This window comes from Vibrio sp. JCM 18905 (genome assembly GCF_055393305.1).
This window is the reverse complement of record NZ_AP043879.1, coordinates 864,720-890,461: the sequence shown is the minus strand read 5'-3', so window position 1 is coordinate 890,461 and position 25,742 is coordinate 864,720. Positions and strand designations below refer to the sequence as shown.

Below are 25,742 nucleotides of genomic sequence, written 5' to 3'. Positions count from 1 at the left end.
ACCAGAACTTATTTATGAATAGCTAAATTAGCAAACTCCCTAAAACAGAATTGTCCATCTTCGAGCTAATTGGTGTAGCTAGCTCAGAGCTGCCACAAAGTTAGATAACGCGCAATTGAACGTAATTTCAATCATCGCAGTTTGTATTACCTTTCCTAATGTATAGAACTCTAACTACTGTGGCCAAAATTGCTAAGCCGCTAAAGGTAAGATTCGATGCAATTAAAAATAGTGATTGCTATTGCAACAACTCTAAGCTTGTTTGCTACAATTTTAGCCTTGTGCATCGACAAGGAGGGGGCCTGTACGTTAATTAACGTTGTAGGATTTGCTATTCATCTTTCCTGGCTTAAGAGGACCAGATCCCTTTGGGTTGCAAATAAAGAGCACATCATTACCAATCATTTTTTCAATGGGCTCGTGTTGGTGACCAGCTATCCAAACTTTAGCCCTATTAATAATGTCATCACTTAAATTGGCATGATAGAAAGGGGCGTATCGGCTATTCGCGTCTGACTCTCTAGCAAATGAAGCTTTGTTGGGTAGGTGGTGAGACACAACGATATCTACCTTTTCAGGCATATTATCGATGAAGGCATGGTGCATTTCATCGACCAATCTATTGTTCAAGAAATTCATATCGTTCATTAGTAGTTCGTAATTGTATTGCTCTTCTTTATTCAAAGAGAGTAGCGGAAACCACAATGTCCCACCGTAGATCTTGGTGCCATCAATCTCGACCATTTCGTTATCCAAGAAGTATAGGTTTGGCGTTTCGTCTGCATGTTTTTTTAAGCGAGGGATCGGTGAATGCTTTATGGCAGAAGCGTATGGTATGTTTGTCACTGACTCTTTGCATTTGTTTGAATACCACTCGTGATTACCACTGATTAAAACAACATTTTTAAAGTGTGTACAAAGGATACGCTTAATATAAGAGACTCCGTGTAGTGCATTAGACACGTCACCCGCAATAATAAGGGTGGCATCTTTGTCGAAGTCAATCCATGTATCACGTCTGATGTTATTGATATCTAGGTGTAAGTCGCTTACTGGGATGAACTTCATGTGTATCTCGCTATAAACCTTACTGATTACAGCGATTGATAATACACAATAATCATTGGTTGTCGTTTAACTGTTGCCAAAACTATTAATCCCGATTGTAAAACAGCTTATTTCATACATTATCTATACCCCAAAACTTGCTAGGACTCGACTGTACCTAGAGGGGAAAGCTAACTGAAACCTGACTGTGTTGTGATTATCGACGATAGATGAAGCTGTTCTTTGCATCCTCTTAAATCGTTCAGTGACAAGCGTCATCTACTCGACACCAACGTACCAGATTGACTTCGCCTAGCACGAAGCTCCCCCTTTACGTACGGACAACTAGGAAGAAATTCTTCTCAGTTGCTTTTCAACTCGCTAGTTTTCCTTAGCAATTGCTTCCCCCATTCACCGCGACAAATTTCTACCCCTAAGCGTTTCAGAGCGCATCATTTTGGCAATAGAACTAGCTAATGTGCAAAACATGCACGCAGATTATCAATCAACTACCGAGTGTTCCTCGGCAGTTGAACTGTTGCAATTTTTGCAATAGTTGCCTGAGCGATGAGAAAGTTCAGTTGTTGCAGCACCTGCAAAAAATCATATCTGCCCCTGCCCGAGTTATCAATCACATAGGCTGCGTGACGCAACTTGAGTGATGAACTCATTTTTACACCATTATGAGTTACGGAGATGATGAAGCCTTTCGAAAGTGGTTTGCATTACTCCAAATAATAGTAGTGTAACGCATGATAAATCATACGCTCTGTCTAACTGTTTATGCGTGGAATGAGTAGCTTCGGGACAAAAGCTCGTTAGAGCAAACTAACTAAAGTATTTTAACCTTTATCCTTTACCTTGTTAGTTAGTCGTTCCGCTATCTGTCGTGTCAGCATCAGGTTTTGGTTCGGGTGTGACTTTGCTGGCTTGAACTTGTGGTAATTGCGATGCGGGTTGTTCTTGCCAGCATCCCACACAAGGCTTATTAACCCATGCCCAAGTCTTGCTTGTGATGCAAAGTGGATTTACCCAGAGCAAAGCAGCTACTAGGCTACCAATAACTACAAGGCGCAAGCTAAGCGGAACTTTGTCACGCCAGCTTAGGCCAAGTTCAGCGCTCATCCAGTCACTATTATGTTCAGAAAATACCTTGTAGTGGGCATACCATGAAGACATCAGCACAGGAGGTATAGTTTCAACAGATCGATGTTCTGCTTGCATTTGGCTAAGGTCAGCTCTCGCTTTAGTAACCGAGGCTGCGTCTTGTTCGTTAACTTCACAGTAAATGTGCTCTAGCTTCTTGCTAATATCAGTCAGGCTAGCCCCTGTAGCTTCATATTGCGCCTTCAGAAGCTCTCTAGGTTTAAGAATGATTCCAATGATACCTATAATGAGCAACAGCACAGCCAAAGCTTTGCTGTTGAACTCAGCAAATGCCAAACCAAGTACACCAAAGGACAGCGAAATAATGCTAATAATCGTCGGTAACTTTTCGCAGATATCTAATGACGCAAAATGAAGCTTGGCGCTGTAGAGTACATTGAAATACTCTCTAGCCACTTGCTTCTTTATTGTTTGCTTCGTCATAAACGCTCGTTCCTATGCAATTGGGACTGTGATTTCATGTCGCGCTATCACCGTGTTATTGCGCATAGCGTAGCACTCAACTGTATGATCACCATAGAAAGTTGCCGTCTCATCACGAGTTTTGCTGCCATCATCATCTATGATTTGACCGCGATGGTTCTTGTCCCTATCTGCGACGCACCCACGGTTGCGAACCTTCCACTTGACTTCATAGTCTCCAACAATATCGGTTTGTTTCACAAAGAAGTGCAGTTTCCATTGATGCTGTATTCGCTCCCCGCCAAAGGTTAGTGAGGACAACATTTTAGTTATCAGGTCGCTTTTTACGTTACAATCAATAACAATTTGGTTTGTGATATCCATATCGAATAGTTCCTCAATGAACTCCTCATTCACTGCTGAAACTTGTTTCGCTTCACGATTAGGGAACTTCGTACCAAAAATAGCCTTGTACCGTTGGTTACACTTGTCCTCATAACCATTCTCCCTTGCTTCAATCGCTTCAATTGCGTTATCCAGTGCTTTCTGCGCATCGGCTTGGAATGCTTTCTTCACACTGACTTTGGAGTTGCTGCCAAATGCATAGTAGAACGCTTTATTTGGCTCTTTGGTAAGGTATTGAAAAAAGTCTTTTACCATCTTGTCAAAGCTGCCGAAGCTACTCTTGTCGTATTTAGTATTATCTTTGAAGAAGTTGTAGCAAAGGGTATCGATTAGAAAGCCACTCATCTGAATATCGTTTCTAGCCTTCCACGCACGAATCATTTTCGCAAGCTTACGCAGGTTGTCTTTGCGATTGTCGTTCAGTTCTTTAAATGCTCTTAGCTCTGAACGAGTGTCACATTTCCGCCATGAACCACCATTATATGTGTCAGGGTATTTGAATACTCCCTGCCATTCGAATACGGGTACTACTTCAAAGGTAAAGTCTTGCATCTCAACTACTACTACGTTGCGGTCTTTCTTCACTTTACTTGTATTATACGTTTTCTTTATTGCATCTTTGGTTTGGTCGAGAGCCTTCGATGGGTCTTTGCGATAGGTAGTCCAAGCGCTAGGAGGAAGTATGTAGAGCATATCAAGGTCAGAAATGCCATTGATTCCAGAGTAGCGACCATATGAGCCAGCTTGAAGACTATAGTTTTTCTTGTCGTTTTCTAAGTCTCGAAACTTTTCATTTAGGTTCTTAGTAATACTTCCGTAGCGACTTGAAATTGTGTCTTTGCTCTTGATCTTCAAGTTATCTAAAAACACACTGAAATCCCGCCTTACAGTCATATGTCACTCTCCCTGTATTTAAGTCCATGTAATAATGGGGGTAATAAGTAAACAAAACAACCTGTATGCTAGAGTAAGCCGAAGTATTTGCTGATGGGCTAAACTAGGTCAAAGGCAAGGTGTAAAGGCCTTGTCTATTGAATGACTATTCGCCTTTAATTGCAGTGATTGCCTAGTTAATATAAATAAACTAATAGAGTGCGTGATATTTAGGCTATCGACCCTAAATGATTTCTGTCCAAAAACTAGGTCAAGCCTAGGTTAAGATTGGCTAACTAACGAAGTAGAGCAATGTTCACTCTTAATAGAAAAGCTACAGAGCTAAGCTCTGTAGCCTAGCTAACTCTGCACCAATAGATAGATGGGTAACTCTGAACAGGTGGGGAAAACGGTACTCCAGGGCGTCTAATGAGATTAATACCAAATTAGATCGTTATCAGTGTATTCTCAAGAACACTGTTCTCTTAAATTTATAACTAAAATCGCTGTTAAATTTTGTTTTTTGTTTTTTTGTTTTTTGTTTTTTTAATATGGAAAAAATCAGTTATGTTTGAACACTGTTCTGAAAATTTTAGTCCTGAGTTTAACCTTTATATCCCCCAAAACAATACAAATCGATCGGCAGGATGAAGGCTTTCTGGAAGCATAAAACCGCTACAGCGATCCAGAAAAAAGCATTGAATCACAAAGCAAATTTTTTTGATGCACGAAAAACCACATTGCAGACGAAGCAGACAAACCTCTCTGCACGAAAGTTTGCTCTACGTGCGAACAAATAGAAAATGTCACACGAAGCACTAAAACTGCCGTTTGCGACACAGCAATTGCGCTCTGCGACAACGAAAAAAAATCAACAAGAGCAAGTTTTGCTCATTTGTTTTTAATTTTTCGGTCTTGCTCCTTATATTAAAGCTATAACCGTTATAATAGTTATAACAGTCATAATAGTTATAACATATTTTTTTGAGGGAATGTAGATTTAATTTGGTCCTTGTATGACAATAAAATTTGAAAGCCTATTTTAAATATAAATAAATCATACCGAAAGAGTACTAAATCATAATATTAACTCATAACATACTGTCACGAATAAGCATGCTATTTTAATAGCATGCATTAACAAAATAACACCATTTAAATCTCAATTATCAACATATTTTATTTTTTAATTTATAAACAGCAGTGCGAGATATACCCAGGGTCTTCGCAATCTCATTCATTGTTATGTTGGGGTTTACTTTTCTTTCTTCAAGTAACGCTTTTAGACGATCACGTTTCTCAATATCCATATTTGTTCCTTTGATAACTCCCGTTTCAATTGGAAATGAACAAACAATCATAAAAGCTTCGTATCTACTAATACAATTCAATAACGTCATCGACTTTTGCATATTACTAGATGTTTCTAACCAAATGTCGGCATCTTTCAATCTCCATAAATTGCCTTCAATTTCTCCACCTAAAGATCTAGCAATTTCGACAATCCAATCTTCGTAACTAGCCCTATTAATTTCGAGATCTTTAATCATCTCATAGGCTTTTGGGTAATAACTTTTGCTAAACTCTAAAATCACTTTTGCGTAACCTGTCCAATCAGGTTCAGTTTTATCCATTTGATTTAACCGACTAATTGCCATCCGAGGTTGCACTGAAAATAAAGCTAACCATCGGTATAGTAGTTCTGCTGTAAGTGTCAGTTCCCCTCTCTTATAATCATTCAGATTACATTTCTCTGATTTGTCGTTGGAGTATCGATAAACAGCAGAAACCAACCTTCGTGTAGCTTTCTTATATGCTAAGGCATTTCGAGAAGAATGGTGTTCTCGACAGAAGTAAGAGGATTGGTTTACACGTTTGTAACACAAAGCACAAAACGGCAAAGCCAAAGCTGAATATGTTTTTGAAACCTTGTCTGACGACGGCCTTTGAGGTGTCAATCCCCTTGCTTTAACGAGCATTTGCTCAATCACATCAATGTATTCGATAACTTCATCATTTTGATCTTGAAGTAATCCTTTTGGTGAGAGATTCGATGTAGGGGTTCTGAAGTTAATAAGTTTATCGATTGATGCAGACAACCCTCCTACAAATCGAACGAACTCTTTAATGGTAGTCGGCTTTCGATCCGCAAAAGTCTTAAGAAAACGGAGGTTTAACATTAGCACTTCAGAAACTTCTAACTCTAAGTCAACATTAAATGCTTCGATAACAGAGATACCTTTTGGACTTTTCTTTTGAGTTAGCTTTTTGTTTTCTGTTTTAGATCGTGCTTCTAGTTTCTTAAGGTTTTCCTCTAATTTCTTTTCAAGTACTACCGCAGCCACTTTATCCATCAGTGTAAACCCTATTGTGTCTTTTCTTTAATCTACAACACTTGCGTTTGTTTTCATACGATTACATCAAACAGAAACATAAAAACAAAAACGAGAATAATAAAAATGATAGATAGAAATTTTATAAGAGTTAGCGACTTAGCTACGTACCTAAATATAAGTAAAGTGACTGTGTGGCGCTGGCGCAAAGAAGGACGTCTCCCAGCAGCTCGTGCAATCAGCCCGAGAATTGTGGGCTGGAAACGAGAGACGATTGAATTATGGCTCGAAGAACAAACAACAGAGCTACCGTACTAAAAGGCGTAAGTGAATGAACATACAAACTAACGAACGTACTTACATTACAGACTTACGTACCAAGCTTAAGCAGCAATTTATTCAAGAGATGCATAACGCGAACAAAGATCCCGATAAAGGCATTATCTTCGACGTGATGCTTGACGCTTACGAAGCTGCAAAGGCCGAAGGAAAATGTTTTGAGAACCCAGCACAGTTGCAAGCAGCCGTTGGTGGGAGGTATGTAAAAGCTCAAATAGCATTTCAAATACTCGATTCTGCTCAACCTAATGCGAATCGATATAATCGAGAAGTTCCCCAGTGGTTTTCCAGCCCGCTAGAAACTGCACTAAAACTCGACATATCGGCTTTGTGGCAAGCTGTAGAGAGTGACATTGCTAGTATTGTAGAAAGTCGAGTAAAGATAGCTGAACACTGTTCTGAACAGAAACGCCTACAAGCATTACAATCCAGTGAGCTAGTCGAAGAGCTTCAAGACAAACTTGATGAGCTGAAAGAACTACCAGGACAACTGAGTGAACTAAAGATCGACAATGAGCGCTTAAAAACCGAAGTGAGCGTACTTGAAAACAGAGCCTCAACTTTGCAAGCCAGTTCAGACTCTTCATTTGCCTTACAGCGTGAAAATGCGATTTTGGAAGACAACAATGCGAAGCTTAAATCTGAAAATCAGAACATGAGAAAAGAACTAGAACGAACTGCTGCCCTCTTGCAAGAAACGCTTATCAAGAAAGCCAACTTGGAGGGGCGTTTAGCAGAACGCAGCGAGTTTTCTAAAGCTACCAACGAAAAACTCCCTAGCTAAAAACTAACTCTACATCACGATGAACCATTCCCATTAGTGGGAATGGATATGCTACCTTGCTCGATTGAGGTTTTAGGAATTCACGATGCCATACTGCCATAAATCTATAGTCATTACTCCACAGATAGACAAAGCGAAATATTGAATATTTTACCTAGGACGAAGTTTAACACACGACATACCATTAAGTGCGATCAAAAAAGTGAATGTTATGTGGACAATAACATGAACTGAACAATGTTCGCGCTATCATTAACAACGAGAAGACTCATGTTTCGTTTTTCTGTCGCTATTCCCATTACATCGAAATCATCGACACAATTCTCGAAGCGTTTGCAGCCGAACAAAGCTTAGCTATTGAAATTTTGGGAAATTACCCCAAAAACTAAAGTAAGATCCCATAGCACCTCACAAATCACTATCGAACCGCAGGCTCATTCCCACGCATGGGAATGACTACAAAGAGAGTCCAATTCCGAACCTGGTTCTAGTTCCTAAAGTACGGACCACAAGTCAAGAACCACCCTTATGTGTATGTAAGCTTAGCGTTTCTCTTGATTAATAATCTTCCCCATAATTTCCTTTTTATATTCAGTAAGTAATACTTCACGCTCTAACTTTTCTATTTCGTTGTTCAAATGTTCGCCATGGGCAGGAAACAAATCCAACAGTTCTTTGTGAGCAACTATTTGATCATTAATTTCAACGATTTTGGTATTTAACTGATCTTGATATTGTCGCTCTTCGCTAACAGGCTCTGGCTCTAAATACCCTTGGCCGACTCTATGCTTTTCTTGTGTGACTTTTGTGCCTCCGATTGCAACAAATTGAGCGTTATTTATTCGAGGGGGACTTAATCGCACAACCTTTTCTTCTTGTTCGAGTATTTTCAAAATTCGATAAGACTGATTATTAAATCTCTCAATGTGTTCATCAGTACAGTAATACTCATCAAGCATCGGTTTAAGCAGTGCTTGGTAGCTATACAGGTCAAAATATTCGTCAGTCTCAAAAGACTTAAGGCTTTTTAGGCCGATTTTGTATAACTGCATTGTCCCAACTCTCATACATGAATACCTGCTGTCACCTAAATGTTGGTATAATATATTATACCAACATTATGTAGTCAATCAGTTGTTAGATAGCGTATAAATATGGGGTTATGTACACTTGATAAAGTAGTAATGAAAAAGAATAAGAAATGAACAATCTGGCAAAAGAAATATCAAAAAACATTGCAGCTCAGAGACAGAGATGTGGTTTATCAAGCACCGAAGCAAGCTTAAAAGCGGGATTTAGCAGAAGCTACCTAAGTAAAGTCGAGAAAGATGGTGTCAGAATCACAGTTGAAAAGCTTTATCAGCTAGCTCGAGTTCTCGATTGTGAGGTGGCTGATCTTTTACCCAAAGATCGACCTGACTTACTGGATTAGGAGAAGCTTAAGCCTTTAAGCTTTTTCACGAACAACTACACTGCTCTCGCAGTGTAGATTTCTACCTGTGTAGTTCCTTTGCCTATTTTAGAAAAACACCATCCACTTCACTGATAAGTCAGTATCTTTTCTGCTTTTATGCATCCTTTGGTATAGTCATGAAATGCATTTGTACTGGGCTGGCTAATCGCATGGAATCGACAATAAATAAATCAAAGCTATCTGAAACCGACATCATCACGAAATTCATTCTTCCCGCTATCAAAGGTGCAGGATGGGATGATATGTCTCAAATCCGTCAAGAGGTAAAACTACGTGACGGTAAAGTCATTGTTCGTGGTCAGGCAGCAGCGAGGAAAAAGGTTAAGTCTGCGGACATCGTCCTTTACCATAAACCGAGCATGCCTCTAGCAGTTGTCGAAGCAAAAGCGAATAAGCATGAAGTCGGCAAAGGTATGCAACAAGGACTAGACTACGCCAACTTACTTGAAGTCCCTTTTGTCTTTGCCTCAAATGGCGACGGTTTTATCTTCCACGACAAAACCAACCCAGCTCAACTCGAAACAGAAATTCGATTTGAAGACTTCCCAACACCTCAGCAACTATGGGACAAATACTGCGTTTGGAAAGGCTACAAAACCGAGCACCTTCCAGTCATTACTCAAGATTACCATGATGATGGTAGCGGTAAGTCTCCGCGCTACTATCAGCTACAGGCGATAAACAAAACCGTCGAAGCGGTAGCAGCAGGACAAAACCGTGTACTCTTGGTTATGGCAACGGGTACGGGCAAAACTTACACTGCATTCCAGATTATTTGGCGACTATGGAAGTCCCGAGCCAAAAAACGCATCCTGTTTTTGGCGGACAGAAACATTCTGGTCGATCAAACCAAGACCAACGACTTCCAGCCGTTTGGCACCGCTATGACCAAAGTCACTGGTCGAACAGTCGATCCCGCTTACGAAATCCACCTAGCTCTGTATCAAGCTCTTACAGGGTCAGAAGAGCACCAAAAAGCATATAAACAGGTCGATCCTGATTTCTTTGACCTTATTGTTGTTGACGAGTGCCATCGTGGTAGTGCCGCTGAAGACAGCGCATGGCGCGAGATTCTTGAGTATTTCGGTTCTGCGACTCAAATAGGGTTAACCGCGACACCAAAAGAAACCGACATCGTGTCTAACACCGAGTACTTTGGCGACGCCATTTATACCTACTCTCTAAAGCAAGGTATTGAAGACGGTTTCTTAGCACCATACAAAGTTGTGCGTGTAGATATTGATGTTGATTTGCAAGGTTGGCGACCAACCAAAGGGCAAGTCGATAAGCATGGTGAAGTCATCGAAGACAGGATCTACAACCAGAAAGACTTCGACAGAACCATGGTAATTGATGAGCGAACAGAGCTTGTTGCACAGACCATCACCAGCTACCTCAAGCGCACCGACCCGATGGCTAAGACTATTGTGTTCTGTAATGACATTGACCACGCAGAGCGTATGCGCCGAGCACTAATCAACTGCAACCCTGAGCAAGTTGCTAAGAATGAAAAATACGTAATGAAAATTACAGGTGATGATGAAATCGGCAAAGCTCAGCTTGATAACTTCATCAACCCCAAAAAGGCTTACCCTGTTATCGCGACCACCTCAGAACTCATGACAACAGGTGTCGATGCAAAAACTTGCAAACTGGTTGTTCTTGACCAGGGCATTCAGTCGATGACCAAGTTTAAGCAGATCATCGGTCGTGGTACTCGTATTGATGATCGTTACGGAAAGCTATGGTTTACCATTCTCGACTTTAAAAAAGCGACTGAACTGTTCGCTGATGAGCGCTTTGATGGTGTCCCTGAGCGAGTTAAAGAGACAAAACCAGAAGACTTTGAAACCGATGAAGGACTCGATGAGATCATCGATGGTGAGGATGAACTTGAACAAGATGATCCATTTGAAGGGGAAGATATCGACCCTGAAAGCATCCAAGAACCAGAAGCTCCATACGACTCTAGTTCATCTCCTTCAGGTGCTAGCAATTCCGATGATGATTGGCAGGATGAAAACCGAGTTAGAAAGTTCCATGTCAACGGTGTAACGGTGAAAGCCATTGCCGAACGTGTTCAATACTACGATGCCGACGGTAAACTCGTAACCGAATCGTTCAAAGACTATACCCGTAAGACGATGGCAAAACAGTTCACCTCGATGGATGACTTTGTTAAGCGCTGGCAAGATGCCGATAAAAAGCAAGCAATCATTGATGAACTGGCAGAGGAAGGCATCATCTGGGAAGCGTTAGAGCTAGAAGTCGGCAAAGACCTCGACCCATTCGACATGATTTGTCATGTCGTGTATGACCAACCTGCACTCACCAGGAAAGAACGTGCTGAGAATGTCAAAAAGCGCAACTACTTCACTAAGTATGGTGAAACGGCTCAGCAGGTGTTGAGCAACCTACTAGACAAGTACGCAGACGAAGGCGTTCAAGAGATTGAGAATATTCATGTACTCAAAGTTAAGCCTTTTGACGAGATGGGACGCCCTGCTGAAATCGTCAAAAAGTGCTTTGGTGGTAAAGAGCAGTATTTAGAAGCTATCAGTGAACTAGAGTCGGAAATCTATCAATCGGCATAGCTCGTGAACCACAGCTAAATACAAAAATACACAAGAGATGTTTTAGATGTTACCTGGTTCCATATGGTTGGAGTTGTCTGTCTTCAACATACTACTGTAGAGAGCTACACAATATGTTTAAAGACGTGATTCCTATAGTTCACAAGCCTCCTAACACCTCTACATTGGACTGGATAGATCAACATTCCCGCCACAATAAGACCACCAGTCCTAACGACTTTACAGACAATGCAGTGATATTGGTATCCCAACTTTTGGGGTTAGTCAGTTAGCCTATCAATACCAGATAACATTTCCGTGGCATAAACCATAATATTAACAGGCGATTGTTATAGAGCAGCAATTTATAATCAGTGCAAATTTTAAAGCTTATCTACACCTTGCAAGTTACGTCAATTCCATTAAATTACAGCACATTAGACAAAAAGCGTGCGTGTGAAGAAAAAGTCTCCAAGACCCGAGATGAGATACAGTTTGAGGCATTTTGCTATATCCAGTGTTTATCCAATCCAAGACGAAATACTTGTGCAACTATCGGTCTGATCCAAATGAGTACGAAAGGCCATTTTGATAACGTTGATGGAGTATCGACATGCTGTACGCACACTAACTACATTGCTTGGCGAAAAGTGCCTGGAAGGAACAACATCTATGATAAACATATCTGACAGCATACAATTTGGTTTTGATGTTGCAACTAGTATAACAATCATCGCTACTGCCCTAACTTGGGTTTACACAAAGCGGCAGGAAGATAAAGATAATATAAAGCGCGATGTTGATGAAAAAGTACGCTCTAGCGCATTGATGACTATTAATGAAAGTATAAAGGAGTTGGAGCCATTTTATGTAGATTGCGCAACAGCAAGCACTTCTCTAAGAAACAGTGTCGATAACATCATTGACAAGCCTATCTTCGAAATGAACTCAATTGAAATAGAATTGTTAATTAACACATTGAGTGAAATGGTAGATAAAGAGCAAAAATTACAATCTGCATACCAAGAGTTTCGAAAGAAAATGATATATCGATTGTACTTTATTCGGCCTGTTTTACTTTCAATGAGTGATTCACGTGAGATACTGATTTCCCTTGAGCAATCAGTAGACTCAAAAAACCTTGATGACTACACTAGCTGCATCCAGCCTCTAATTAAAATTGCAGAAATCGTAAAAGCTCACATCGATGAGAGCAAACATGTAAAGTTTGATACGAATAACGACATCAAGCTTAATGCCACGCTAAGTTTTATGTTATCTGACGAGCAGAAGAGAATAGCATCAACTCAATACAAACATGATTTAGTTGAACACTTAAATGTTCTTTTTAATTACTGTAAAGAATCACTTTTATGTTTAAGCGCTGTTAGCGGGAAAATGTTAAGCAAAGACAGCCGAAATCTTGGTGAATGGAAGCAGCAAATTGATAGTCCTGATGGAGGACAATGGGCTGTTGAAGACTTTTCTGAGATGTTCCATAGTTTTTGGCAGACAAGTGAGAACTTACGACTTAACACTGTCCTTAAGACTTTCGCTTCAATGTTAACTTTGCGAAACGTCACACTAGTGTCTGTACCTGTAATTACTTACACATTATACGCCAGAGCTACTAAACAAAATGTGACCATTGAAGAGTATATAAGTGGTCTAAGCCCTTCAAATTTTACAAACCCTAGCGATTTATTAATCCACATAATTTTCCTACCTTTGCTGTATGCGATCATTTCTTTACTCCTCGTACGCACACTTGTATTACGCCGTAAAAAATTGAAAATTATAAAATGGTTATCTAAAAGAAGTGACTCTGAAGTTATAGCTATCAATAAGAGTTTCAGTAGTAGCCATCTGTGCAATCAGCCTTCTTTCAAAAAAATATACAAAGATATATTCAAGAAGATTGGTAAAAGAAACTTTTATGACACTTATTAACACAGATAGAGCACACCAAAATACAGCCTTTCAATGGCTTAGCTTAGCGATCTCTTATGAAACTTCATACGCTGACGAATATGTTCATGGGCAGACGAGGAAATATCGTTTCCTTTGCACTGACGATTCAAGTTCTTAGCTGCAACCAAGGTCGAGCCAGAGCCAAAAAACGGATCAACAACTAGCTCGCCTTCTCTGCTACTTTGAGCGACCAAAACTTCCAAGAGACTTACTGGCTTTTCAGTTGGATACCCTCTATAGACCCGTTTATGAGTCAGTATGTCAGGTATGCTCAAATCATTAAGCTTCCTCTTGCCCTTTTCAAAAAACAGTATGTATTCGTGTCGAGCACGGTAATGGTAACCCATACCAATACTAACCTTGTCCCAGATAATTGGTTTCCAGAATTTAAAGCCTACTTTTTCCGCAATCGGTTTAATGACGAACATCGTTTCTTGATCGCAGAAAAGGTAGAAATGTGCATTCTTTTTGAGCACACGATAAACTTCGTGTAGTAGCTCTTCAAATCTTGCATTTGGGAATATCTCAAACCATTGATTGCTTGAGGACTTACTGACTTTAAGTCTTGTTGTCGTACCGATCTTTCGGTGTTTCTCTAGAGATTCATAAGGTGGATCTGTTATTAGCAAATCAACGCTCGCAGAATCGAGCATTGATAGCCAGTTTACTGCATCATCTTGGGATAAATTCATTCGATTCCTAAACAAGACTACTGCACGTTTTTCCATTCATATATGTATGAGATAGCTCACCTTTATTTAGACGGCGACAATCGATACAGTAGCTCTGGTAGCCTTCGGGGTTCCTAGCCGTCACTCTAGCAGGAGTTTTGCCAAAGGACGATGGATAGGGATGAAAAACATGCTCTCCTCCATTTGCATCAGAGCAATGGGGGCAGGACTTAAATTTTTGGCCCGTGTGGGGATCTCTCTTGTGTATCATTCCTACGTTCAAACGTTTGTTACAACAACTGCAAGTCATGCAAAGCACCTCTTTAAGTATCATAGACGCTTTATGATACGGGCTGCTTATAAATCAAACAGTGAGGAAAGCAACAAAGTTCGTTTTAGCTGCATAGCAAGGTAACTTTCTAGTCCTTACAAATTAGCATCCGCTTGGTTTCCTCGATAGAGATAAGACCCCAGTCTAAATTCTCATTAATTACGATCAATCGTGTATCAGGCAAAACGCTCATTGCTTCATCGACAGCCGACTTTAATGAGTCGAAGTCGAGACTCATTGCTCGGAGATCTGTCCTCTCTTTCCCTACAACATCATACCAATGCCCCTTGTACATCCTGCGCTCCTCTTAATAACGATAATTTATTAGTAAAGTCAGAAAGAATAATTCTACGTCAAACGCATCCGTCTTTAACGGCTCTTATCTTCATCCAGCCAACTGGATATCTCTGCTAACCCTACAAGCGAATCCTCATTCAAGCATCTATGGTTAACGTATTTTGGAACCACGACATCCAACCCCAATGCAACAAAATCTGGATGTTCCGAAATGATTTTCACATACTGTTCTAGCCGACTCTCTGGTGTTGATTCTCTTTGCAAATGCTTCTTGAGAGCCTCTCTGAACTTACGAATTTCGTCAGGGGAAGCATCTTCTATGTCTTCATATTCAGAACACTGAAGTTCTTCGTAAAGAACATCGGCCAGTTGCTTATGGCTCCAGCCTAAGGCATCCAACATGGTTCGAATTTGATTTTGTTTTTGGGCTGTCCCCATTTGTCCCAACCTTACTAGTTACTATGCAATGGTCTCAGCGGAGACAAGCATTCAATTAACGAAAAGGAAAATCTTATGTCTAAAAACAAAGCACCAATGACCCCTGAAGCCGCTGCTCGTATTCAAGCGAATCAAGCACAACAAAATGGCGGACAAGTCTCTAAAGATTCATTCGCGGCTCGCGCTCAACGCGCTGCTGCCAACAACCAAAAACAAGGTAAATAGGAGTAACCATCATGGCAAAACCAAGTTCTGCACCAAAGACTGCGCCGAAAGGTAATCCAAACTACCCAAGCACAACTGGCAAGCCTTCAGGCAAAGGTCGTGGCAACACACCTAAACGCTAAGCACATTAGATATAAATGAGGCAGTCTAGCTGCCTCATTTTTCTATTATGAACAACTTCTTGCATTCAGCTTGAAGTTACTCAAAAACAAGTTTTGATCAGATTTGTAATCGGAATACGGCACAGACTTTTCCGTTTGTGAAAGAGCGCATAAACACGTTTCTCGCTTACTCTCATACCAACTCACCGACACCATGTTTTTTGACGAGTTTATGCAGGTATCGACGATGGCATACTCTACTTCTAATGGGTAACGCTCTTCATCAAAAGCACCATTCACCTTATAACCACCAACCACGCCCACGACCAATGCCGTACTGGCAGACACCAGTTTCCGTTTACTAAATTTAAAGCCTTTGAAGCTTTTTTCACACTTCTCACACGAGATATTCTCTGCATATTCAATAACATTGTCAGTGTGACAATGGGGACACTCAACCTTCATTTTCTAGACAACCTGGTTATATTTTTTATTGTTTCATTTATATCACTGATTCATTATTAAACCACAATTACAAACATAGTTTCATAGCGATAAGTTCATTTTCTTCGATCCATTTCTGCTATAATCTGCCTCAATTTTTTCAGTCAGTTAGTAGTAGAACTCCATGTCAATCAGTTCAGTTATCAAGTCTATTCAAGACATCATGCGTAAAGATGCGGGTGTTGATGGTGACGCGCAGCGTCTAGGCCAAATGTCGTGGCTTTTATTCCTTAAAGTGTTTGATGCTCAAGAAGAAGAGCTAGAGTTCGAGTTAGATGATTACCGCGAACCCATCCCAGCCAAGTACTTATGGCGTAACTGGGCGGCAGATAATCAAGGCATTACGGGTGATGAGCTGCTGGAATTCATCAATGATGACCTATTCCCGACGTTAAAAAACCTAACCGCACCGAAAGACACCAACCCACGCGGTTTCGTGGTGAAAGAAGCCTTTAGTGATGCTTTCAACTACATGAAAAATGGCACACTGCTTCGTCAGGTGATTAACAAGCTCAACGAAATCGACTTTACTGACTCTAAAGAACGTCACCTGTTTGGTGACATCTATGAACAGATCCTACGCGACCTACAAAGTGCAGGTAATGCGGGTGAGTTCTACACCCCTCGCGCGGTGACTCGCTTTATCGTCAACAGACTGGATCCAAAGCTAGGCGAGCAAATTATGGATCCCGCCTGCGGCACGGGTGGATTCCTGGCTTGCTCGTTCGATCACGTCAAAGAGAACTACGTGACCAGCGCAGCCGACCACCAAACACTGCAAAAACAAATCCATGGTGTAGAGAAGAAACAACTGCCACATTTGCTGTGTATCACCAATATGATGCTCCACGGCATCGAAGTCCCTGTACAGATAAAGCACGGCAACACGCTTAACAAACCTCTTTCAAACTGGGATAGCAATATCAATGTGATTGCGACTAACCCACCGTTTGGCGGCACAGAAGAAGACGGGATTGAAAAGAACTTCCCTGCCGAAATGCAAACCCGCGAAACCGCCGATCTATTCTTACAGCTTATTGTCGAAGTATTGGATAAAGATGGTCGCGCTGGTGTGGTGTTGCCTGATGGCACCTTGTTTGGTGAAGGCGTAAAAACCAAAATCAAAAAGATGCTGACGGAAGAGTGTAACCTGCACACGATTGTTCGCTTACCTAATGGCGTGTTCAACCCATACACGGGCATTAAGACCAACATTCTGTTCTTTACTAAAGGCCAGCCGACCAAAGAAGTGTGGTTCTATGAGCACCCTTACCCAGAAGGCGTGAAGAACTACAGCAAAACCAAACCGATGAAGTTTGAGGAGTTCCAGCAAGAGATCGATTGGTGGGGTAACGAGGCCGATGGATTCGCTAGCCGCATCGAGACCAAGCAAGCTTGGAAAGTGTCGATTGAGGATATTATCGAGCGCAATTTTAACCTTGATATTAAAAACCCGTATCAAGACGAAGTCGTCAGCCATGACCCTGAAGAGTTGCTGGCGAACTATCAACAACAGCAACAAGACATCAAAGCACTGCGTGACCAACTGAAAGGCATTCTCGGCGATGCACTTAGCTCTACCATTCAAGGTAAAAAGCAAGGTGGAGCACAATAATGGCTGTAGAAAACCTGATTACCGAGCATATTGATATTTGGACTTCCGCAGTAAAGACCAAATCGGCCTCTGGTCGAGGTAGCAATAAGAAGCTAGAGCTATATGGGGTTAAAAAGCTGCGTGAGCTAATTCTGGAGTTAGCAGTTCGAGGCAAGCTTGTTCCTCAAGATCCTAATGATGAGCCAGCTTCATTGTTGCTTGAGCGTATTGCTGCTGAAAAAGCGCAGTTGGTGAAAGAGAAGAAGATTAAGAAACCCAAGGCCTTGCCTCCTATCAATGATAGTAAGCCTTTCCAAATACCTAATAATTGGGGCTGGAGTCAACTTGGCTTCCTTACTAACTATGGTGTTTGTGACAAGCTGGAACCAAAAGATGCCTCTCCTAGCACTTGGGTATTGGAATTAGAGGATGTTGAGAAATATACGTCTAGGCTACTGAAAAAAGTAAGGTTTGAAGAGCGAGTATTCAAAAGTACAAAAAACTCGTTTCAGAAAAATGACGTTATTTACGGCAAACTTCGTCCCTACCTTGATAAAGTTTTGGTAGCTGATGAAGACGGTGCATGTACTACAGAAATGATACCAATCAGGGGTTACATCGGCCTAATGCCAGAGTTCATTCGACTGGTATTAAAGACTCCCTATTTTATTGAGTATGCAAATACGTCTACACATGGAATGAATTTACCTCGAATGGGTACTGACAAAGCTAGAGCAGCTTTGTTTCCATTAGCCCCTTTGAATGAGCAACACCGCATCGTCGCCAAAGTCGATGAGCTAATGACGCTCTGTGATCAGTTAGAGCAACAAACCGAAGCCAGTATCGAAGCGCATCAAGTGCTGGTAACAACTCTGTTGGACACACTCACCAACTCTGCCGATGCTGACGAGTTAATGCAAAACTGGTCGCGAATCAGTGAGCATTTCGATACCTTATTCACTACTGAAGAAAGCATCGACCAGCTCAAGCAAACCATTCTACAACTGGCGGTGATGGGTAAGTTGGTTCCACAAGATCCAAGTGATGAACCTGCTGATGAGTTACTGAAAAGAATAGCGGAAGAAAAAGCACAGTTAGTCAAAGAGAAGAAAATCAAAAAGCAAAAAGCGCTGCCGCCGATTAGTGAAGATGAAAAGCCGTTTGAACTTCCTAGTGGGTGGGAGTGGAGCAAGCTTCAAGATCTCTGTTTTAAAATCACCGATGGAGAGCATTCCACTCCAAAGAGGGCTGAAACTGGACACTACTTGTTGTCTGCAAGAAATGTGACTAACGAAGGTATTATTTTAGGTGATGTTGATTATGTTCCTGATTATGAATTTGCAAGGATAAGAAACAGGTGCGATCCCAACCTTGGAGATATTCTAATTTCGTGTTCAGGTAGTGTTGGACGAGTTGCTTTAGTTGACCGAGATAATGCTTACTCAATGGTCAGAAGTGCTGCAATGATTCGCCCTTGCAATACTAACTTAATTAAAGAATATTTGGCTCTAATGCTACGTAGTCCCTATTTACAATTTCAGATGAAAAATCGTTCGAAACAATCAGCTCAAGCAAATTTGTTCTTAGGTGCAATTAGTAACTTGGTGGGTGTTATTCCGCCATTAAGTGAGCAGGAAAGAATTGTTTCTAAGGTTTCCCAACTATTGGTTATCTGTGATCAGCTTAAATCTCACCTAAATGATTCGAGGGTTACTCAACTACACCTCACCGATACTATTGTCGAGCAAGTAGTATAACCATGAGCCTTTACAATATCGCTAATAAAAACCTCACCGCATTGACACCGACCACTTTTGCAGCCGAAGGGCTGCAAGAGCGGCACGATTTACAAGAAGCGCTGAAAGGCTGTATTGATGCCATCGCGCCTGATTGTTTGGTGATATCAGAAGAGTTTTCTGATTGGGAAGACAGCCGTCGCCGCATTGACCTGTTAGCCATCGATAAAAACGCCAACTTAGTCGTCATCGAGCTTAAGCGGGATGAAATCGGTGCGCATATGGAACTTCAAGCGCTACGCTATGCAGCAATGATCTCTACCATGACGTTCGATAAAGCATGTGACTATTATGCCCAGTACCTGAAGAAAGAAGGTCTAGAGGTTGAGGCCCGCGAAGCCATTCTTGAGTTTGTCGATCTTGATGAAAACAGCCTGGATGACTTTGGTAACGATGTTCGAATCGTTCTAGCCTCAGCAGACTTCGGTAAAGAACTCACAACTTCTGTATTGTGGCTGCGTGACAAAGGCATCGATATCAGTTGTGTGCGCCTCACGCCCTATCGCTACAAAGAAGATGTACTGATCAATGCCGAACAGATCATCCCTGTACCCGAGGTAGAAGAGTACCAGGTAAAGTTCCGCGAGAAGCGTGCCGAGCAGCGCACAAGCGTTCAAAAAGGCGAAAAAGATTACTCGGAGTACTGCTATAACGGTCATACCTATAAAAAGCGTCACCTCGCGCTAGCGTTAGTCACGGACTGGATAGAGAAGCATCAGCCACAAAGCTTGAATGAGGTACTCAAAGCATTTAACGAGCCAGTAAGACGACGCATCGCCATCCTAGCGGATGATATACCTCAAGGTAGAATTCGCCGTTTCCACAGCGATGAGGACGCGCTGATTACGCTGCCTAACGACGAGGTGATAGCCATCACCAACCAGTGGAGCCTCAGCAATATCACTCGATTGATTCACTTTGCAGAGCAAAGTGGCATGGTTGTAGAAAAAGCAGACTGATTCGGCTATCCAAAGTCGCAAGTAACAAGTATTGAGTAGAACATCGTTTTCCTCGAAGCATTTTTTATTTGTTAATCAAATACTCAATCTTTAGGTTTTGATGATTTGAGCGAGAACAATGTTCTCGCAGTATCAATAGCCAGCTCACCAATCCCCTTTTATAACACTCGCGACTCTCAGAGAACATTGTTCTCTGTTATGAAAATTAGAGTGGATAGGAAATTTCAAGCTCATTTTCAAGCAAAAGCTACTGACAAAGTCTAACCACACTGCCAACTCAAATTACAAAATAAAGCAGCAAGTGATTGGGAATAAGACACCTAGAAAGACTTGATTGCATATATAAAAATCAATATGCTGTTAGAGCTTCACGCGAAAGGCGTGGAGGGCTGTGACAGATTGTCAATGTATTTATCCTTGCAGAGCCAAGATAAACACATCGTCATGAAGCGTAAGATTAACATCGTATAGTCTCCATCGCAGATTACATTATACATCATTTCTAATAGATCGCGGCGAGTGCCTTTCGGGGCCAGATGATTGGTTAGGCCAGTTAGTTAAAGCCCAAGAGGATATTCGGAAAGGCCGCATGTCCACTCCTCTTGGGTTTTGCTAGAACTTGTGCGCTCAAAGTATGAAAAAGATGTCCGTTCCACTCTGGTATACAAAACGAAATTACCTTCACTTTGATGTACCTGTATCTGGAACCAAAGCAGAAAAGATCGTAACGAGTGCAACATCTGTTGCCAGACACGCATTTTTCCCTTTTATCTCCTACAGTTTCCAGCTCACCAAACTCGACAGAGACCGCTCTACAGGCAAGCTCTACCGTAAACCCAAACCAAGAGGTGTAGCCTACTCTTCTCATATAGATAGTCATATTTATGCTTACTACGCTAGCCAGCTATCAAGCCTATATGAACATAAAGTTGAAAAGTTTGGGTTGCATGAGTCTGTATTAGCGTTCAGAAAACTTGATGGTAAAAGTAATATTCATTTTGCTGACGATGCGTTTAACTACATACGTGAAAATGGAGAGTGCTCGGTTATAGCACTAGATTTTTCAAAATTTTTTGACACTCTTGATCATAAAATCCTTAAAGAGGAATGGAGCAAGCTTCTTCAGGTCAACAGCCTACCAAAAGATCACTATAACGTTTTTCGATCACTAACCAAGTTTTCGACTGTCGATCGAGACGAGCTTTTCAAAGTGTTTGAGATATCTCAGTACAACCCAAAGGCTAATGGAAGAAATCGTGTCTGTAACCCAACTGAATTCAGAGAAAAAGTTCGTGGTTCTGGTTTGATCAAACCAAATCCAAATGGTGCTATGGGTATTCCTCAAGGCTCTCCAATCAGCGCATTACTTTCTAACATTTACATGTTCTCATTTGATGAACACATGAAGAATTATGTTGATTCTATCGGAGGAAAGTACTTTAGATATTGCGACGATATGCTGTTTATTGTTCCATCAGAGTACCGAGGTACTATTGAGAAGCTGGCTAATAGTAAAATTGCAGCACTAAAGGTGCAGATAAACAGCGATAAAACAGAAATCAGAGATTTTAAATTCCATAATGGACAACTTTGCTCATTTGACGAATTTGGAAAACAGAAGCCGCTTCAATATCTAGGTTTCTTGTTCGACGGACATTCTATATTTCTTCGTTCTACTGCTCTCGCTCGCTACTCAGAAAAAATGAAAGGTGGTGTTAAATTGGCGAAGAAAACGATGGAGAAAGAGAACAGAATACGTAAAAGTAAAGGCGAACCAGAACAAGATCAGCTATACAAGAGAAAGCTCCATCGCCTGTATTCTTATAGAGGCAGAAGAAACTTCCTCTCATACGGCTACCGAGCAGCCAAGATTATGAACTCAAAAAGTATCAAAAGACAATTGAAGCCTCTATGGCAACGGCTTCAAGACGAAATAAGCAAATAACGATACGGATACCAGTAATTAGAACATGGTTCTTATGCTTCGGTTTTTTATTGATTAATCAAAAGACAAATCTTTACTATTTTAGGGTTCGGATAAGAACACTGTTCCGAGTAAAGAGCTGCTCACTCTCAAGATGGTTATCCACATCAAAACAGGTGTTACTTAAAAGCTAGCGAAAGATAAGGCGACACATACGCTTTGAGCTTAGACTCTATCTGTTCCACTGTTTTTAGTTGATCTGGTAGAACATTGTTCATGGGAGTTTCAGTGACCAGTCCACTCGCTCGTGACACCGTTTTTTGCGTTACCACTACCAGTGCTTGAGCTTCATTTTTAACAGCATGGAGTACACTTAATCGAGCCTCACGTTGAGATATTTGCGTTGTGTAACGAATCAGAAATCTGGTAGGGTTTATTGAGCTTACAAACACTTCTCGAGCAAACTCTGCTGATTCATGGTAAAAGTATCGCTCTACCATATCTCCAATTGCTACTTTCCAACCTTGCAGAATAGCCTCAGTTGTCGTTAGCATCCAAATTTAGAGAAGTTCTCTCTCTGTGCTCTAGGCGCATTGCGTGTTAGATCGCCAATCATGGGGTGAGCGGGAACACCCCCTATGCTCTTAAACCCATCTCGTAATTCTTTGACGATTGGATTGGAGTCTTCGCGTAACAACGGATAAATATCACGCCACTACAGTGGTGAGAAAACAGCAAGATATGGACGAGGGCTTTTTTGTGAAGTGTGTGTTTGGAAAGAGATTGGTAGCCAATTTAATTCAATCAGTGAGATGGTTGTGTTTTATAGGAAAAACTCTAATTAAATAGATCAATCAGCCCCACAAAGGGGCTGATTTGCATGTTGAGTCTCAAATACCTGACCGCGAGAAATAAGTGAACTTATGTATTCATTACAGATGATTACATTAAGCTTCACGCTTACTTGACTAGTTACTTGACTAAAAATAGCAGAAACGAAAAAGGGCGTAGCAAGTACTAACCTGCTACGCCCCGAAATAAATGGCACGCCCTATAGGATTCGAACCTATGACCACATCCTTAGAAGGGACGTGCTCTATCCAGCTGAGCTAAGGGCGCGCTACAGGGAAAGGATTATACGAGTTCAAACGGGTAAATCAACGGGTTTTCATAACATTCTGATCTGAATGCCTAAAAAAAGTCCATCAAAACGCTTAATGTTCAAAAACACCACAAAGCAAACGTTTGCGTATGGATGTTAATAAGAAATTCTGCGACAATGCGCCGCAGATAATTTGCCTTCTTAATTTATAAGGAAAGTCATGACTGCTCAAAATATAGACGGAACTCTCATTTCCCAAACTGTTCGATCCGAAGTGGCAGCACGTGTTAAAGCGCGTGTTAAAGCGGGGCTACGTGCCCCTGGTTTAGCAGTGGTTCTAGTTGGTGAAGATCCTGCTTCTCAGGTTTATGTCGGTAGCAAACGCCGCGCATGTGAAGAAGTTGGGTTTGTTTCTAAGTCTTTTGACCTTCCTGCGTCTAGCTCAGAAGAAGAGTTACTAGCGCTGATTGATGAATTAAACAACGATGATGAAATTGACGGCATTCTAGTGCAATTACCCCTTCCTGCGGGCATCGACACAACACATGTTTTAGAGCGCATTCACCCAGAGAAAGACGTGGATGGCTTCCACCCTTACAACGTTGGTCGTCTTGCGCAACGTATTCCAAAGCTTCGCTCTTGCACGCCAAAGGGCATCATTACCCTACTCGACCGTTACAACATTGAGCTACGTGGTAAACATGCTGTTGTGGTCGGTGCATCAAACATTGTTGGTCGTCCAATGACACTTGAGCTGCTGCTTGCGGGCTGCACGACAACAACATGTCACCGTTTTACCAAAGACCTAGAGAGTCATGTACGTCAAGCTGACGTTGTCGTGGTTGCGGTTGGTAAGCCAAACTTCATCCCTGGAGAGTGGATTAAGAAAGGTGCAGTGGTTATCGATGTCGGCATTAACCGTCTTGATTCAGGCAAGCTAGTTGGCGACGTGGAATACGATAAAGCACGTGAAAGTGCGAGCTTTATTACTCCTGTCCCTGGTGGTGTTGGCCCAATGACCGTTGCAAGTTTAATCGAGAACACGATGCTCGCTTGCGAACAGTTCCACACAGACAAATAACGTAAAACTTCAGATACGAAAAAGGCTCCGCAAGGAGCCTTTTTGCTAATTGTTGATATCTATTTCAATTACAGACTTAAAATCACGCCCGCAATAGAAGCGCTCATTAAGTTCGCCATGACACCAGCGATAATCGCACGGAAGCCATGCTTAGAAACAAATGCACGCTTTTCTGGTACCAATGAGCCCAACCCACCAATCAGCATCGCCATGCTTGAGATGTTTGCAAAGCCACACAAAGCAAACGTCACGATTGCTTGTGAGTGTTCACTAAGTTGAGACTTCACTTCTGCAAGCTGGATGAAAGCGACGAACTCATTCACCACAATCTTGTTACCAATCAGCGAGCCTGCTGTGGTTGCTTCTTGCCATGGTACACCTAATAACCAAGCGACAGGTGCGAATACATACCCTAGGATCAACTCGAAGCTTAGTGGCGTCCCAACAAGGTCACCAATCCAACCTAGCATGCCGTTTAACATTGCAATGACACTGATGAACGCCAATAGCGTACCACCTACCGATACAGCAATGCGTACACCCGCCATTGCACCATCGGCTAATGCTTCTACTACGTTGGTTGCACGTGGAATTTCAACTTGGCTAATGTCGATATCTGCTGCTTTATCCGTATCGTCTGGCATTAAAATTTTTGCCATCAGCAAGCCCGCAGGTGCCGACATAAATGCGGCAGCAATAAGATAGTTAAGGTCGACGCCCAGTGATGCGTAACCGACCAACGTTCCACCAGCAACTGATGCCAAACCACCTGTCATAACTGCAAAAAACTGCGAGTCAGTCATGTGTTTTAGGTAAGGCTTCACCATCAATGGTGCTTCAATGGTGCCAACAAAGATATTCGCCGTAGCAGACAAAGACTCAGCACGACCAATGCCAAGAAGCTTTTGAATACCACCACCAATGAAGTTGATAACTTTTGGCATCACACCAATGTGATAAAGACCGGAGATAAGAGAGGAGAAGAAAACGATGATACCCAGTACATTGATCGCAAAGGTGAAGCCCCCTGTCGCCAAATTACCGAATAAAAACGCGATGCCTTCTTGACCGTAGTTGATCAAATTCGACACGACGCTGCTTACTGAATTCAGCGCATCTCGTCCTGCTGGTACATATAAAACCAACAATGCAAACAGCACCTGTAAAGCAAACGCAAACGTCACTGTTCTCAGCTTTATATTTTTTCTATTTGTAGAAAGTAGCCATGCTACGAATAGTATGGCTACGATACCAATAATTGAGTTCATAAAATGAATCCGACAGAAGGGGGATATGGAAGGCACCGGATTGTATAGCGGACTCAAAATGCTGCAAGTTGAGGATGTTAACA

22 protein-coding genes and 1 tRNA gene are annotated in these 25,742 nt (G+C 41.6%); 11 read left to right on the top strand and 12 right to left on the bottom strand.

Annotation, left to right across the window (positions count from 1 at the left end; translation table 11 throughout):
* Positions 1-309 precede the first annotated feature (309 nt).
* The 4 genes from ACZ5ZC_RS12375 to ACZ5ZC_RS12360 form a co-directional block, all read right to left on the bottom strand.
* Positions 310-1,068 (bottom strand): metallophosphoesterase, encoded by a 759-nt coding sequence (locus ACZ5ZC_RS12375; RefSeq protein ID WP_053809108.1) that lies wholly within the window; start codon positions 1,066-1,068, stop codon positions 310-312.
* Between the two features lie 843 nt (positions 1,069-1,911).
* Positions 1,912-2,637, bottom strand: a complete 726-nt coding sequence (locus ACZ5ZC_RS12370) for an SLATT domain-containing protein (RefSeq protein WP_418097607.1) — start codon at positions 2,635-2,637, stop codon at positions 1,912-1,914.
* A 12-nt stretch (positions 2,638-2,649) separates the two neighbouring features.
* On the bottom strand, positions 2,650-3,915 hold the full coding sequence (locus tag ACZ5ZC_RS12365) for an SMODS domain-containing nucleotidyltransferase (RefSeq protein ID WP_053809110.1): 1,266 nt from the start codon (positions 3,913-3,915) through the stop codon (positions 2,650-2,652).
* A 1,148-nt stretch (positions 3,916-5,063) separates the two neighbouring features.
* Positions 5,064-6,248 carry a helix-turn-helix domain-containing protein gene (locus ACZ5ZC_RS12360; RefSeq protein ID WP_053809111.1) on the bottom strand — a complete coding sequence of 395 codons (1,185 nt, stop codon included), beginning with the start codon at positions 6,246-6,248 and terminating at the stop codon, positions 5,064-5,066.
* A 105-nt stretch (positions 6,249-6,353) separates the two neighbouring features.
* Here ACZ5ZC_RS12360 and ACZ5ZC_RS12355 point away from each other — a divergent pair, with 105 nt between their 5' ends.
* A complete protein-coding gene (locus ACZ5ZC_RS12355) occupies positions 6,354-6,545 on the top strand; it encodes a helix-turn-helix transcriptional regulator (RefSeq protein ID WP_072603478.1) in 192 nt (63 codons plus the stop codon).
* 13 nt (positions 6,546-6,558) lie between these two features.
* Positions 6,559-7,350, top strand: coding sequence for a hypothetical protein (locus ACZ5ZC_RS12350; RefSeq protein WP_053809112.1), 792 nt, complete (start codon positions 6,559-6,561; stop codon positions 7,348-7,350).
* 542 nt (positions 7,351-7,892) lie between these two features.
* On the opposite strand, the gene ACZ5ZC_RS12345 is transcribed toward ACZ5ZC_RS12350, so the two are convergent.
* Positions 7,893-8,402, bottom strand: a complete 510-nt coding sequence (locus ACZ5ZC_RS12345) for a DNA repair protein (RefSeq protein ID WP_225458944.1) — start codon at positions 8,400-8,402, stop codon at positions 7,893-7,895.
* A 149-nt stretch (positions 8,403-8,551) separates the two neighbouring features.
* On the opposite strand from ACZ5ZC_RS12345, the gene ACZ5ZC_RS12340 reads away from it, so the two are divergent.
* The 3 genes from ACZ5ZC_RS12340 (at position 8,552) to ACZ5ZC_RS12330 (ending at position 13,347) form a co-directional block, all read left to right on the top strand.
* Positions 8,552-8,782, top strand: coding sequence for a helix-turn-helix domain-containing protein (locus ACZ5ZC_RS12340; protein ID WP_045589056.1), 231 nt, complete (start codon positions 8,552-8,554; stop codon positions 8,780-8,782).
* 191 nt (positions 8,783-8,973) lie between these two features.
* A complete protein-coding gene (hsdR, locus tag ACZ5ZC_RS12335) occupies positions 8,974-11,418 on the top strand; it encodes an EcoAI/FtnUII family type I restriction enzme subunit R (protein ID WP_395204232.1) in 2,445 nt (814 codons plus the stop codon).
* Positions 11,419-11,997: 579 nt separating this feature from the next.
* Entirely contained in the window at positions 11,998-13,347 is a 1,350-nt protein-coding gene (locus tag ACZ5ZC_RS12330; RefSeq protein WP_395204231.1) for a hypothetical protein, read from the top strand.
* Between the two features lie 38 nt (positions 13,348-13,385).
* Here the strand turns inward: ACZ5ZC_RS12330 and ACZ5ZC_RS12325 are convergent, their stop codons facing one another.
* The 3 genes from ACZ5ZC_RS12325 to ACZ5ZC_RS12315 all read right to left on the bottom strand — a co-directional run bounded on the left by ACZ5ZC_RS12325 (position 13,386) and on the right by ACZ5ZC_RS12315 (position 15,105).
* Positions 13,386-14,060 (bottom strand): DNA-methyltransferase, encoded by a 675-nt coding sequence (locus ACZ5ZC_RS12325; protein ID WP_053809114.1) that lies wholly within the window; start codon positions 14,058-14,060, stop codon positions 13,386-13,388.
* 398 nt (positions 14,061-14,458) lie between these two features.
* Positions 14,459-14,665, bottom strand: a complete 207-nt coding sequence (locus ACZ5ZC_RS12320) for a hypothetical protein (RefSeq protein ID WP_053809115.1) — start codon at positions 14,663-14,665, stop codon at positions 14,459-14,461.
* Between the two features lie 74 nt (positions 14,666-14,739).
* On the bottom strand, positions 14,740-15,105 hold the full coding sequence (locus tag ACZ5ZC_RS12315; RefSeq protein WP_182039302.1) for an elongation factor Ts: 366 nt from the start codon (positions 15,103-15,105) through the stop codon (positions 14,740-14,742).
* Between the two features lie 75 nt (positions 15,106-15,180).
* Between ACZ5ZC_RS12315 and ACZ5ZC_RS12310 the strand changes: the two genes are divergently transcribed.
* Entirely contained in the window at positions 15,181-15,330 is a 150-nt protein-coding gene (locus tag ACZ5ZC_RS12310) for a hypothetical protein (RefSeq protein WP_182039303.1), read from the top strand.
* Between the two features lie 167 nt (positions 15,331-15,497).
* Here ACZ5ZC_RS12310 and ACZ5ZC_RS12305 read toward each other — a convergent pair whose 3' ends face one another.
* A complete protein-coding gene (locus tag ACZ5ZC_RS12305) occupies positions 15,498-15,896 on the bottom strand; it encodes a hypothetical protein (protein ID WP_011079925.1) in 399 nt (132 codons plus the stop codon).
* Positions 15,897-16,059: 163 nt separating this feature from the next.
* Between ACZ5ZC_RS12305 and ACZ5ZC_RS12300 the strand changes: the two genes are divergently transcribed.
* From ACZ5ZC_RS12300 to drt2, 4 genes are all read left to right on the top strand, one after another.
* Positions 16,060-17,550 (top strand): N-6 DNA methylase, encoded by a 1,491-nt coding sequence (locus tag ACZ5ZC_RS12300; RefSeq protein ID WP_182039304.1) that lies wholly within the window; start codon positions 16,060-16,062, stop codon positions 17,548-17,550.
* Positions 17,550-19,286: a restriction endonuclease subunit S gene (locus tag ACZ5ZC_RS12295; RefSeq protein WP_182039305.1), complete on the top strand. Its 1,737-nt coding sequence runs from the start codon at positions 17,550-17,552 to the stop codon at positions 19,284-19,286. The genes ACZ5ZC_RS12300 and ACZ5ZC_RS12295 overlap by 1 nt, the downstream gene beginning before the upstream one ends.
* 2 nt (positions 19,287-19,288) lie before the next feature.
* Complete coding sequence (locus ACZ5ZC_RS12290) at positions 19,289-20,284, top strand: hypothetical protein (protein ID WP_054867853.1); 996 nt, start codon at positions 19,289-19,291, stop codon at positions 20,282-20,284.
* Between the two features lie 643 nt (positions 20,285-20,927).
* Positions 20,928-22,229, top strand: a complete 1,302-nt coding sequence (drt2, locus tag ACZ5ZC_RS12285; protein WP_250154779.1) for an antiviral reverse transcriptase Drt2 — start codon at positions 20,928-20,930, stop codon at positions 22,227-22,229.
* A gap of 158 nt (positions 22,230-22,387) precedes the next feature.
* Here drt2 and ACZ5ZC_RS12280 read toward each other — a convergent pair whose 3' ends face one another.
* On the bottom strand, positions 22,388-22,762 hold the full coding sequence (locus tag ACZ5ZC_RS12280; protein WP_250154780.1) for a hypothetical protein: 375 nt from the start codon (positions 22,760-22,762) through the stop codon (positions 22,388-22,390).
* Positions 22,763-23,250: 488 nt separating this feature from the next.
* Positions 23,251-23,327, bottom strand: a tRNA-Arg gene (locus ACZ5ZC_RS12275).
* A 203-nt stretch (positions 23,328-23,530) separates the two neighbouring features.
* Between ACZ5ZC_RS12275 and folD the strand changes: the two genes are divergently transcribed.
* Entirely contained in the window at positions 23,531-24,391 is an 861-nt protein-coding gene (gene folD, locus ACZ5ZC_RS12270) for a bifunctional methylenetetrahydrofolate dehydrogenase/methenyltetrahydrofolate cyclohydrolase FolD (RefSeq protein WP_464931943.1), read from the top strand.
* 68 nt (positions 24,392-24,459) lie between these two features.
* Here folD and ACZ5ZC_RS12265 read toward each other — a convergent pair whose 3' ends face one another.
* Positions 24,460-25,659 carry a NupC/NupG family nucleoside CNT transporter gene (locus tag ACZ5ZC_RS12265; RefSeq protein ID WP_464931942.1) on the bottom strand — a complete coding sequence of 400 codons (1,200 nt, stop codon included), beginning with the start codon at positions 25,657-25,659 and terminating at the stop codon, positions 24,460-24,462.
* Between the last annotated feature and the right edge of the window lie 83 nt (positions 25,660-25,742).